11 protein-coding genes and 1 pseudogene are annotated in these 12122 nt (G+C 68.7%); 8 read left to right on the top strand and 4 right to left on the bottom strand.

Annotation, left to right across the window (positions count from 1 at the left end; all coding sequences use genetic code 11):
* A pseudogene (locus tag OS124_RS27485) lies at positions 1-520 on the top strand (efflux RND transporter periplasmic adaptor subunit); the annotation flags it as partial.
* Between the two features lie 4 nt (positions 521-524).
* Positions 525-3911 (top strand): efflux RND transporter permease subunit, encoded by a 3387-nt coding sequence (locus OS124_RS0113060; RefSeq protein WP_010140135.1) that lies wholly within the window; start codon positions 525-527, stop codon positions 3909-3911.
* Positions 3912-3969: 58 nt separating this feature from the next.
* On the opposite strand, the gene OS124_RS0113065 is transcribed toward OS124_RS0113060, so the two are convergent.
* Entirely contained in the window at positions 3970-4782 is an 813-nt protein-coding gene (locus OS124_RS0113065; RefSeq protein WP_010140136.1) for a protein-disulfide reductase DsbD domain-containing protein, read from the bottom strand.
* Between the two features lie 214 nt (positions 4783-4996).
* Here OS124_RS0113065 and OS124_RS0113070 point away from each other — a divergent pair, with 214 nt between their 5' ends.
* The gene (locus OS124_RS0113070) at positions 4997-5521 is read left to right on the top strand and encodes a YqgE/AlgH family protein (protein WP_010140137.1); all 525 of its coding nucleotides are present in this window, start codon (positions 4997-4999) and stop codon (positions 5519-5521) included.
* Positions 5522-5558: 37 nt separating this feature from the next.
* On the opposite strand, the gene OS124_RS0113075 is transcribed toward OS124_RS0113070, so the two are convergent.
* A complete protein-coding gene (locus tag OS124_RS0113075; protein ID WP_010140138.1) occupies positions 5559-6509 on the bottom strand; it encodes an L-threonylcarbamoyladenylate synthase in 951 nt (316 codons plus the stop codon).
* Between the two features lie 162 nt (positions 6510-6671).
* On the opposite strand from OS124_RS0113075, the gene OS124_RS0113080 reads away from it, so the two are divergent.
* The 5 genes from OS124_RS0113080 (at position 6672) to OS124_RS24620 (ending at position 10858) form a co-directional block, all read left to right on the top strand.
* Entirely contained in the window at positions 6672-8396 is a 1725-nt protein-coding gene (locus tag OS124_RS0113080) for an acyl-CoA dehydrogenase (protein WP_010140139.1), read from the top strand.
* Complete coding sequence (locus OS124_RS0113085) at positions 8393-9430, top strand: MBL fold metallo-hydrolase (RefSeq protein ID WP_010140140.1); 1038 nt, start codon at positions 8393-8395, stop codon at positions 9428-9430. Before OS124_RS0113080 ends, OS124_RS0113085 begins: the two co-directional genes overlap by 4 nt.
* A gap of 6 nt (positions 9431-9436) precedes the next feature.
* The gene (locus OS124_RS0113090) at positions 9437-9895 is read left to right on the top strand and encodes a DUF6173 family protein (protein ID WP_010140141.1); all 459 of its coding nucleotides are present in this window, start codon (positions 9437-9439) and stop codon (positions 9893-9895) included.
* Positions 9896-10004: 109 nt separating this feature from the next.
* Positions 10005-10139: an aa3-type cytochrome c oxidase subunit IV gene (locus tag OS124_RS0113095; RefSeq protein ID WP_010140142.1), complete on the top strand. Its 135-nt coding sequence runs from the start codon at positions 10005-10007 to the stop codon at positions 10137-10139.
* 80 nt (positions 10140-10219) lie between these two features.
* Positions 10220-10858 carry a hypothetical protein gene (locus OS124_RS24620; RefSeq protein ID WP_010140143.1) on the top strand — a complete coding sequence of 213 codons (639 nt, stop codon included), beginning with the start codon at positions 10220-10222 and terminating at the stop codon, positions 10856-10858.
* A 42-nt stretch (positions 10859-10900) separates the two neighbouring features.
* Here OS124_RS24620 and OS124_RS0113105 read toward each other — a convergent pair whose 3' ends face one another.
* Positions 10901-11251, bottom strand: coding sequence for an AzlD domain-containing protein (locus tag OS124_RS0113105; RefSeq protein WP_010140144.1), 351 nt, complete (start codon positions 11249-11251; stop codon positions 10901-10903).
* Positions 11248-11976 (bottom strand): AzlC family ABC transporter permease, encoded by a 729-nt coding sequence (locus tag OS124_RS0113110; RefSeq protein ID WP_010140146.1) that lies wholly within the window; start codon positions 11974-11976, stop codon positions 11248-11250. The genes OS124_RS0113105 and OS124_RS0113110 overlap by 4 nt, the downstream gene beginning before the upstream one ends.
* Positions 11977-12122 lie beyond the last annotated feature (146 nt).

Here is a 12122-nt window from a genome sequence, read left to right on the forward strand (position 1 = left end):
ACCGGGGCTGAAACCCGGTGACTTCGTGACGGTGCGGGTGCAGGAAAACCCGCTGCCCGACCTGATTCGACTGCCCGCGACCGCGCTGTCTGCGACCGGGACGGTGCTGGCGATCACCGCCGACAACCGGCTGGAAGAGCTGGAGGCGACGCTGGTGCGCCGCCAGGGCGACGACGTGCTGGTCAGCGCCGAGGCGCTGGAGGGGCGCGAGGTCGTGGCGCAGCGCACGCCCCTGCTTGGGGCCGGGATCCTGGTGCGTCCGATGCGCAAGGCCGGCAGTGAGGCGGGCGGCGAACAGGCGGCCTCGACCCTGCGGGGCGGACCCGGGACACCGGGCGGTGCCGCGCGCGGTGGCGAGATGATTGCCCTGACGCCGGAGCGCCGTGCCGAGCTGGTCGAGATGCTGCGCGCCAACGAGCGGATGCCGGAAGAGATCCGCAGCCGCATGCTGAGCCAGCTGGAACAGCCCGAGGTGCCCGCCCAGATGATCGAGCGGATCGAGAACCGGCGCGGAGGCTGATCCCATGATGCGCGACGCGCCCGGCCCCGCGAAGGGCATCCTGAGCTACTTCACCCGTCACCGCACCGCCGCCAACCTGCTGCTGGTGCTGATGCTGGCCGCCGGCATCGCCGCCCTGCCGCGCATGCGGGCCCAGTATTTCCCCGATATCGTGGTCGACGACATCCGGGTCTCGGTCTCGTGGGACGGGGCAGGGGCCGAGGATGTCGACCGCGCCATCGTCCAGCTTCTCGACCCGGCGCTGATCGCCGTCGAGGGGGTGATGTCCAGCGAGAGCCGCTCGACCGAGGGCAGCGCCCGCATCACGCTTGAGTTCGAGCCGGGCTGGGACATGGCCCGCGCCGCCGAGGACGTGCAATCGGCCGTGGACGGTGTCTCGTCCCTGCCGGACGAGGCGGACGACCCGGTGATCAGCCGCTCGGGCTGGCGGGACACGGTGACCGACGTGGTGATCACCGGCCCGATGGGGGTGGACCAGATTGCCCGTTTCGCCGACGAGTTCGTCACCCGGCTGTTTGCCGAGGGAGTGTCTCGCACGACCATCCGCGGCCTCGCCGCGCCCCGTATCGTGGTCGAGGTGCCTTCGCTGAACCTGATCACCCATGACGTCACCATGGCCGAGATTTCTTCGGTCATCGCCGCTGAGGTCGATGCCAGTCCGGCCGGGGATGTCACCGGTGCCAATGCCCGGATCCGGGCGGGCACCGAGAAACGCTCGGCCAGCCAGATCGAGGCGCTGGTGCTGCGCTCGAACCCGGATGGCTCGACCCTGACCGTGGGCGACGTGGCCCGCATCCGGGTCGAGGGCGTGGACCGCGAGCGGACCTATTTCGTCGGCGACAACCCGGCGATCTCGGTCAATGTCTCGCGCAGCGAGATGGGGGATGCGATCGGCATCCAGCGACAGGTCGAGGCGGTCGCCGCCGAGCTTCAGGCGACCATGCCCGCAGGCAGTTCGATCGACCTGATCCGCACCCGGGCAGAGCAGATATCGGACCGCCTCGACCTGCTGGTCGAAAACGGCCTCATGGGGCTGGGACTGGTGCTGGCACTGCTGTTCCTGTTCCTCAACGCCCGCTCGGCGCTCTGGGTCGCGGCGGGGATCCCGGTGGCCATGCTGACTGCCATCGCGCTGATGTATGTCTCGGGGCTGACGCTGAACATGATCTCGCTCTTCGCGCTGATCATCACCCTGGGCATCGTGGTTGATGACGCCATCGTCGTCGCCGAATACGCCGACGCCCAGGTGCGCCGCAGCGGCGAAAGCCCTGTCGAGGCGGCCGAAACCGCGGCGCGGCGCATGGCGATGCCGGTCTTCTCGGCGACGCTGACCACCGTGATCGCCTTCTTCGGCCTGACGGTGATCGAGGGGCGCTTCGGCCAGATGATCGCCGACATCCCCTTCACCGTGATCGTGGTGCTGCTGGCCTCGCTGGTGGAATGCTTCCTGATCCTGCCCAATCACATGTCCCACGCCCTGACGCACGCGGGCGAGCAGAAGTGGTACGACATGCCCTCGCGGGTGGTGAACCGTGGTTTCGGCTGGGGCCGGGACCGGTTGTTCCGGCCGCTCATGGCGGTGGTGATCCGGGCCCGCTACCCGGTGCTTGCCCTGGTGCTGGTGATCTTCGCCGGCCAGGTGTCGAACTTCATCCGCGGCGACCTGCAATGGCGCTTCTTCAGCTCGCCGGAGCGTGGCTCGATCACCGGCAATTTCATGATGGCCCCCGGTGCGACCCGCGAGGATTCCCTGGCCATGATGCGCGAGTTGCAGCGCGCCGTCGAAACCGTTGCCGACCGGCTCGAGGCCGAGCACGGCACCAATCCGCTGGCCTATGTCATCGCCGAGATCGGCGGCAACTCGGGCCGCGACCTGGCAGGGGCAGACACCAAGGATGCCGACCAGCTGGGCGCCATCACGATCGAGCTGATCGAGCCCGATTTCCGGCCCTATTCCAGCAATGATTTCGTCGCAGCCCTGCAACGGGAGGTGCAGCCGCATCCGCTCTCAGAGGTGGTTTCGTTCCGCGGATGGGGCTCGGGCCCGGGGGGGGATTCGCTCAACGTGCAGTTCTACGGGGCTGATGCGGACGTGCTGAAGGCGGCGTCGATGGCGCTGCAACAGGCGGTGCTGCGCTATCCCGAGGTCTCGGCGGTCGAGGACAACCTGTCCTACGACAAGGAAGAGATGATCCTCGAGCTGACGCCGCAGGGGCAGGCCCTCGGCTTCACGGTGGATGACCTGGGCGGCGTGTTGCGCAACCGGTTGAACGGCATCGAGGCGGCGACCTACCCGGTCGGTCCCCGATCAGCCGCCATCCGCGTCGAACTGCCCGAGGACGAGCTGTCGGCCGATTTCCTTGAACGGATGATGCTGCGCAGCCCCGAAGGCGTCTATGTGCCACTGGCCGATATCGTGCGGGTCGAGCGGCGCTCGGGTTTCTCGACGGTGCGGCGCGAGAACGGGCTTCGGGTGCTGACCGTCACCGGAGAAATCGCCGACGACGACCCGGCCCGGGCCAGCGAGATCCGCCGCGCCCTGGAAACCGAGATCCTGCCGCGCATCGCCTCCGAACAGCAGGTCGACTTCCGCCTCGGCGGCCTGTCCGAACAGGAGGACAGGTTCATGTCGGATGCGCTCTTCGGATTCATCGCGGTGATGACGGGGATCTACCTGGTGCTGGCCTGGGTCTTCGCCAGCTGGACCCGGCCCCTCGTGGTCATGGCGATCATCCCCTTCGGGCTGGTCGGGACCTTCTTCGGCCACGTCCTGTGGGATGTGCCGCTGTCGATGTTCACCGTGGTCGGGCTGCTTGGCATGACGGGGATCATCATCAACGATTCCATCGTGCTGGTTTCGACCGTGGACGAATATGCGCAGACGCGCGGGCTGCGCCCGGCGATCATCGACGGTGCGGCCGACCGGCTGCGGCCGGTGATGCTGACCACCATGACCACGGTGCTGGGCCTGGCACCGCTGCTCTACGAAAAGTCCAGCCAGGCGCAGTTCCTGATGCCGACGGTGGTCACTCTGGTCTATGGCCTGGGCTTCGGCATGGTGCTGGTCCTGTTGGTGGTGCCCGCCCTGCTGGCCATGCAGGAGGACGTCGCGCGCCTGCGTCGCGGTCTGCGCCGGGCGCTGGCGGATCGCCGGGCGGGGCCGCTGCGGGGCGTTGCGCTGGCCGGTCTGGCGCTGGTGCTGGGCTGGTTCGCCGCGACCATGGGCTCCGCGCTGTGGACCGGCAGCTTGATCGCCCCGCTGGACGGGGTGCTGGCGCTGCCCGCAATGGCGGCGGCGCTGCTGCTGTTCCTTGTGGGCGCGGCCCTCGTGGTGCTGGTGCTGTTCCTTGGCGCGGCGCTGGTTCTTATGCGGGGCCGCCGGCCCGCCTGAGGGGGCGGTCGGCCTGACTGGCCTCTGCCTTGTCCGCCGACGTCGGGCGGACCGGGGCTCAGCCCGCGTCGCAGCCCTGGATCTCGACCGCGTAGCTCTGCCCCAGCACCGTGATCGTCAGGGCCGAGCGGTCGAGGTGCATCGCACCCGACATCGGCGCATGGATCAGCGCATCGGCAATCAGCATCCCGCCATCGCGGCGCGTCACCGAGTCCGAGACCATCATCTCGGGCCAGGGCGTTTCGATCACCGCCACTTCGCGTCCCCCGGCAGAGGGCATCTGCAGCCGTGCCTGGATGCGCATCCCCTTGGGATCGGGCGAGACATGGCAGACCGCTGTCCGCACCTTGCCTTCCCGCTCGGTATAGGGGCGCCCGGCAAGGGCGGCGGCGACGCGGGGATCATGGGCGCCTTCGGCAGGCAGCTCGGCGGCGAAGGAAATCTCGAGGGGCACGCAGACGTTCTTGCAGACGCCAAGGAAGACATCGGCCCGCAGCGCGATCGGCGCGCCGGGGGTCTTCGGGGCGATGCGCAGCGGCAGGATCACCCGGTCATGATAACCATAGGAGCGCAGGCCGCCCTGGTCGAAGACATCGGGGCGCGGCCAGACGATCTCGACGTCGCTGAGGTTGTCCGAGCCGGCCCAGTTGAAGACCGGCGGGATGCCGGCGCTGCCGGGCACGCGCCAGTAAGTCTTCCAGCCGTCTTCCAGCACCAGTTCCAGCCCCGCCACATGCGCGCCGTCCGCGCCGCGCCAGCCCGGCAGCACCCGGGCCGAGACGACATCGTCGTAGGGGTTGGCAGCAAGCGGTCCCGCAACCAGCGACAGCAGCGACAAGAAGGAGGAGAGGCGGAAGACACGTCTGATCATGCCGCAGAGATGCCCCCTGCCGCCTGAAATGCCAACTCACAAAGAGGGGAAGGCGTCTTTACCGCCCCGTCACACCCTGCAATGCAGGGTCTTTTCGGTTGCAAATGACGCGGGCGGGCGTCAAGGATGGTTAACAGGTGGGGTTTTGTACGGGTCTTTAGGGGCAGGAAAATTGCCGAGACAGTTCAATCTCACTGGCAGGGTCCTCATCGCCATGCCGGGGTTGGCCGACGAACGTTTTGCCCATGGGGTGATCCTCGTCTGTGCCCATTCCACGGATGGCGCGATGGGTATCGTGATCAACAAGCCTGCCGACCATGTCACCATGCCGTCGCTGTTCCGTGAGCTCTCGATCCCCTTGCGGACGCCGCTGCGCCCGGCACCGGTCTATGCCGGTGGCCCGGTGGACATGGAGCGCGGCTTCGTCCTGCACACGCCCGACTACGACGCCGCCGTCGGCACGCTGAACGTCAGCGAGGAGTTCTCGATGAGCGCGTCGCTGGATGTGCTCGAGGACATCGCCGCCGGATGCGGGCCGGAACTGTCTCTGCTGGCGCTCGGGTATTGCGGATGGGCGCCGGGGCAGCTGGAGGCCGAGATCGCCGAGAACGGCTGGCTGACCGGCGATGTCACGCCCGGGCTGGTCTTCTCGACCGAGGATGACCGCAAGTGGGAATTGGCAATGACCGCCCAGGGGATCGACCCACGCTCTCTTTCGGCCGCATCGGGGCGGGCCTGATCCGGGGGGCCTGATCCGGGGGCGATCCGGGTCGGATCTAGTCGCGCGGCGCCGCTGCCCGGCGCAGCCGGTCGTTGATCGCCCGCCCGATTCCGGTCTCGGGGATCGGAGAGACGGCGATCCGCGCCACCCCCTCGTGATCCATCCGGTGCAGCAGGGCAAAGAGCCGCGATGCCGCCTCTGACAGGTCGCCCGAGGGCGAGAGGTTGTGACGCGCCTCGACGGCGCCGAAGCCCAGAAGGGTCTCGCCCGGGTCCGGCGTCCCGACGTTCAGCCGCAGGCTGCCGCGCGGCGCGTAGTGGGACAGCATCTGCCCCGGTGCCTCGATGCCCGCGTTCGCCTCCGGTGCCGAGAGGGTCAGCCCGGTGGCCGCCAGCACCTCTTCGGCACCGATGCCGCCGGGACGCAGCAGGCGCACCGCGCCGTCCTCGGCAACCGCGAGGATGGTCGATTCGACCCCCACGCTGCAGGCGCCGCCGTCGATCACCGCAGCGATGCGCCCGTCGAGGCCCGCGAGCACATGGGCCGGCTCGGTCGGACTGATGCGGCCCGAGGGATTGGCCGAGGGCGCCGCCAGGGGGCGTCCGACCTCGGCGATCAGCGCGCGGGCGACCGGGTGGGCAGGCATGCGCAGCGCCAGGGTCGGCAGCCCCGCCGTGACCCGCGCCGCCACCGGCGCCCCGGCGCGCAGCGGCAGCACAAGGGTCAGCGGTCCGGGCCAGAAGGCCCGCGCCAGGGCCAGCGCCTCGGGCGGGAAGTCCACCAGCGAGGCGGCCATGTCCATGTCGCAGACATGGGCAATCAGGGGGTTGAACGAGGGGCGGCCCTTGGCGGCATAGATCGCCGCCACCGCCGCGTCCGAGGTGGCGTCCCCGGCCAGTCCGTAGACGGTCTCGGTGGGCATGGCGACCAGCGCTCCGCCGCGCAGCAGCTCTGCCGCCTGCGCCAGGGAGGCCGCGTCGCTGTCCAGAAGGGTGGTGCTGACCATGTGCCTGTGCCCCGTTGCGGCGGCCGGGGAAGGACCCCCGGGAAATTCGTGACGCCGCGTTTGGCTTTGATGAACCTGACCCGGCGGTTACCTTTGCAACCCGGGCCCGGCTGTCCTACAGCCGGTATCGCAGCTTGCCAAGCGGCCGAGGGAGGACCACTCATGCCATTTCGCGCACCCCTGGAAGACTTTCGCTTCCTGTTCGACCATGTTGTCGGCTTCGGCGAGATCGCCGCGACCGAGCGTTTCTCCGAGGCCTCGCCCGACACGGTCGAGGCGATCCTGTCGGAACTGGGGAAGCTGACCGAAGAGGTCTGGGCGCCCCTGAACCGCAACGGCGACCTGGATCCGGCGCGGGTCGAGAATGGCGTCGTGCGCACCTCGAAGGGCTTTGCCGAGGGCTTCCGGGCGCTGGCCGAGGGTGGCTGGCTGGGTCTTTCTGCCGGTGAGGAGCATGGTGGCATGGGGCTGCCGTTGACCCTGACCTCGGCGATGAACGACATGTTGGCGGCCTCGTGCCTGTCGCTGGGGCTGAACCCGCTGCTGACCCAGGGCCAGGTCGAGGCGCTTGAGCACCACGCCAGCGCCACCCTGAAAGAGATCTACCTGCCGAAGCTGATTTCCGGCGAATGGACCGGCACGATGAACCTGACCGAGCCGCAGGCCGGATCGGACGTCGGCGCGCTGCGCTCGAAGGCAGAGCCGAATGGCGATGGCAGCTACGCGATTTCGGGTCAGAAGATCTACATCTCCTGGGGCGATCACGATTTCGGCGGCAATGTCTGCCACCTGGTGCTGGCGCGGCTGCCCGACGGGGTGCCGGGCACCAAGGGCATCAGCCTGTTCATGGTGCCCAAGTACCTGCCGAACGAGGACGGCTCGCTGGGCGAGGCGAACCGCCTGCGGGTGGTCAGCCTGGAACACAAGATGGGCCTGCACGGCAGCCCGACAGCGGTGATGGAATACGACGGCGCCACCGGCTGGCTGGTCGGCGAGCCGCACAAGGGCATGGCGGCGATGTTCACCATGATGAACAACGCCCGGCTGGGTGTCGGCATCCAGGGCATCGGCGCCGCCGAGGGCGCCTACCAGAAGGCGCTGGAATTCGCGCTCGACCGCAGGCAGGGCCGCACCCCGATCGAGGGGCAGGGCGGCACCGGCACCATCGTCGATCATGCCGACGTGCGCCGGATGCTGGCCACCATGCGCGCAGATATCTTCACCGCCCGGGCCATAGCGCTGTCCTGTGCCGTGGCGCTGGATATGTCGACGGCCACCGGCGCACCGGAATGGGCCGCCCGCGCCGCCTTCCTGACCCCGATCGCCAAGGCCTTCGGCACCGAAGCCGGGATGCGCGTCAGCGAGCTGGGCGTGCAGGTCCACGGCGGCATGGGCTTCATCGAGGAGACCGGCGCGGCGCAGTATTACCGCGATGTCCGTGTCACCGCGATCTACGAGGGCACCAACGGCATCCAGGCCATGGACCTCGTGGCGCGCAAGATGATGGACAAGGGCGAGGCGGCCTTTGCCCTCATCGACGAGATGCAGGGCTTTGCCGAGGGGCTGCGCAGTGACAGGCCCGCCCTGGCCGAACCGCTCTGGCAGGCGGTCGAGACCCTGCGCGAGGCGACCGAGTGGATGCTGGCCCAGGGCGATCTGAACGAGCGGTTCTCGGGCTCGGTGCCCTACCTGATGGGCTTTGCCCGCGTGCTGGGCGGCTACTTCCACCTCAAGGCCGCGCAGGCCGAGGGGGGCGAGGGGCCCCGTGCCCGGCTGGCCGAGTTCTACATCCGCCGCCTGCTGCCCGAGCATGTCGGCCTGCTGGCCCATGCCACGGTCGGCAGTGCCGATCTCTACGCTCTCAGCGTCGAGGATCTTTCCGCGTGACACATCAGGCCGCCATCCGCTTTCCCTGGGAAGATGCTCCGGCCCCGGGGGAGGCGGTCGAAATCGCCGAGGGCGTTCTGTGGATCCGCATGCCCCTGCCGATGGCGCTGAACCATGTGAACCTCTATGCGCTGGAGGATGGCGAGGGCTGGACCCTGGTCGATACCGGGGTCCACAGCGCGCAGGCGGTGGCCCTCTGGGAGGCGCTGCTGGCCGGGCCGCTGGCGGGCAAGCCGGTGACCCGGGTGCTCAGCACCCATCACCACCCTGACCATATCGGCATGACCGGCTGGTTCATGCTGCGCGGCGCCGAGCATCTGACCTCTCGCACCTCGTTCCTGATGGGGCGGATGCTGCTGCTGGATGTGGAGGAGGCCCCCAGCCCCGAAGCCCGCGCCTTCTGGAACCGGGCCGGCATGGATCCCCGGCTGGTCGCCAAGCGCAGCGAGGCGCGGCCTTTCAACTTTGCCGATATCGTCCACCCGCTGCCCACGGGCTACACCCGCCTGCAAGAGGGCGGGGTGCTGCGCGCCGGTGGCCGCGACTGGGACATCCGCATGGGGCAGGGCCATGCGCCCGAACATGTCACCCTGTGGTCGCGCGACGACAACCTGGTGATCGGCGGCGACCAGCTGCTCTCGTCGATCAGTCCCAACATCGGCGTCCACCCGACCGAGCCCGAGGCCGATCCGCTGGGCGAGTTCCTGGAGGTCAGCCGGGGGCTGCTGGAGCACGCCCGCGACGACCAGCTGGTGCTCTGCGGCCACAAGCTGCCCTATACCGGGCTGCCGGTGCGGCTGCGCCAGATGATCGACAACCATGTCTCGGGGCTGGAGCGGCTGAAGGTCTTCCTGGCCATGCCGCGCACCGCCGTCGACTGCTTCCCGCAGCTCTTCATGCGCAAGATCGACGAGGGAAATTACGGGCTGGCCATGGCCGAAGCGGTGGCGCACCTTAACTACCTGTACCAGAGAGGTGAGATCACCCGGCGGGCGCGCAAGGACGGCGCCTGGCTGTGGCAAAGCGGAAGGTAGGCCCGGATGAGTGAAGACAGGATGATCGCGACCAGCGCCGAGGCGGTGGAGGATTCGATCCTTCCCTGCCGTCACGAGGCGCGCGCCGATGGCGGGCCGGCGGTGACCCTGCCGGAGAACGTCATCGACAAGCCGGCGAAATCCAAGAGCCCCGCCGCCTGGGCCTACGAGAGGCTGATCCTCTATATCCAGCAGTTCGAGGAAAGCCTGGACGCCGACCACGAGGTCGCCATGGGCTTCGCCGGCGGCGATGCCGGCGTGCTGCGAATCGAGGGCATGGGCTACTTCGACCCGGATATCGTGACCTTCTCGGGCCGCGATTCCGCCGGCGCGCGGATGCAGCTGGTGCAGCATGTCAGCCAGCTGTCGGTGGTGCTGCGCGCCACGCCGAAAGAGCCCGAGCATACCGAGCCGGCGCGCATCGGCTTCCGTTTGCGGGCTGACCTGGAAAAGGCCGGCGCCTGAGCGGGCGCGGGCAGGGCCCAAGTGCCGCAGGGGCGCCCGAAAGTGGTGACAGCCCCGGCGCTTTGAAGTATTCGAACCCAAGCAACCCGACCACCGGAAGGACCGAACGATGGCCGAACACAAGCATGGCAGCATGAACACCGAAACGCAGGAAAAGACCTTCGAAGGCTTCATCAAGGCGTCGACCTGGGTGGCAGGCCTGTCGATCGGCGTGCTGATCTTCCTCGCCCTGTTCAACAGCTGATCCATCGCCCGCGCCGGATGTCGGTCGCGCCCGCGGGGCGCCCTGACCCCGGTGTGTGCGCCGTGACCGCGGAGAGTTTCATGAAACGCCTACTTCTTGCCCTCGCCGCGGTTGCCACGCTTGCGGGCTGTGGTGCCCGCAATGCCGACTACGTGCAGCCCGCCCCCGACGTTGCGCGTGGCAGCTACGTGCACAGTGGTCCGCCCTCGCTGACCCTGATCACGATCCGCACCAACGACAGTGGCAAGGGCTCTCATACCGCGCTGATGATCAACGCCGAAGAGCGCGTGATCTTCGATCCGGCGGGCTCTTTCCGTCATGCCCAGATTCGCCGGGAAGGCGACGTTCTGGTCGGTATCAGCCCGATCTTCTGGGAAGGCTTCCGCTCGATGCATGCCCGGGCGACGCACCGGGTCGAGACCCAGACCGTCGTCGTCTCGCCCGAGGTCGCCTCGCAGGCCCTGGCCCTTGCCTATCGCAGCGGTGCGGCGCCTGCGGCCCATTGCGCCCGCAACACCTCGGCACTGCTGAAGCAACTGCCCGGCTTCGAGGGTCTGCGCACGAGCTGGTTCCCCACCCAGCTGGAGGAGAGCTTCGCCGAGGTCACCGGGGCGCCGACGGTCATCTACTACGAGGATTACACCCCGCCGGGTGGCCTGCCGCCGAATGGCGTTCTGGGTGTCGACCGCACGACCGTTCCCCGCGCCGAAGAGGCATGAGGCAGGGGGCGTCGCGCGCCGAGGCGCTGCGCCCGCAGGGTCTCAGCCGATGAACCAGAGCATCAGGTAGAGCACGGCCAGCCCGCCGAGGATGGCCAGCAGGGTGCGCCGCAGGAAGACCCCGATCGCCAGGGTGACCAGCGCCGCCGTCAGGCGTGCGGGGTCGATGTCTCCGCCGGTGGCCGAGGGCCAGACGACCAGAGGTGCGACCAGCGCGGGCAGCACCGCGACCGGCGTGTAGCGCAGGTGGCGCAGCAGCCATTCCGGCATCTGCCGGTTGCCGACCAGCCCGAGGAAGGCGAAACGCAGCAGGAAGCTGCCAAGCCCCAGCCCCAGCATGACGATCCAGAGGTCGGTGCGGTCGATGGCCTGGACAGCGGTCTCGGGGGTCATTTGCGGGCCTCCAGGCGTTTCTCGATGGCCGCACCGGTCATCATCCCGGCCAGGGCGGCGATCAGCAGGCCCAGGTTGTAGGGAAGCCCGGCGAAGATCAGCGCCAGCACGATGGCGACGCCCGCGGCCGACATCTGCGCCACGGTCAGCAGCATCGGCGCGACCATGGCGATGAAGGTGATGGGCAGGGCGAAGTCCAGCGCCAGCGCGGGCGGGATGGCCGAGCCGACCAGCGCCCCGACGACGGTCATCGCGTACCACACCGGGCAGATCGGCAGGATCACCCCGAAGAAATAGGCCATGCGCTGCGACACGCCCCACTCGGGACGCTTGGCGAAGGTGACGATCGAGACGGCATAGCTCTGATCGACCAGGAAATAGGCCGCGAGGGCCCGTTTCCACAGCGGCGCGCCACCCAGGTAGGGCGTCAGCGAGGCCGAGTACATAGCCATCCGCAGATTGACCGCCAGCGCCGAGACCAGCGCCACGATCACCGGCGCCCCGTCGCGCAGCAGCTGCAGCGAGGCGAACTGCGACGCCCCCGCGATCACCGCGACCGAGTAGACCAGCGCCTCGTAGACCTTCAGCCCGGCCTCGGTGGCGACAACGCCGAAGAGCAGCGCGAAGGGTGCCACCACCAGCAGGAAGGGGGATCCGTCCCGCATGCCCTGCAGGAAGGCAGGGCGGGTGCTGGTATCGGCGGAAGGCTCTGCGTAGGATGTCATGCGACATCTGCTAGCCTGCACCCCGCCAAGAGGCAATCCGAGATCCATGCACAACCGCTTTTCCGCATCTTCCGTAATTCGGGGCTACCTCCGATGATCCTGCCGGGGATGATCCTCGCCGGGGCCTGTCGCGCCGCATGGAGGGG

Source organism: Oceanicola sp. S124, from assembly GCF_000220565.1.
GTDB lineage: Bacteria > Pseudomonadota > Alphaproteobacteria > Rhodobacterales > Rhodobacteraceae > Pseudooceanicola.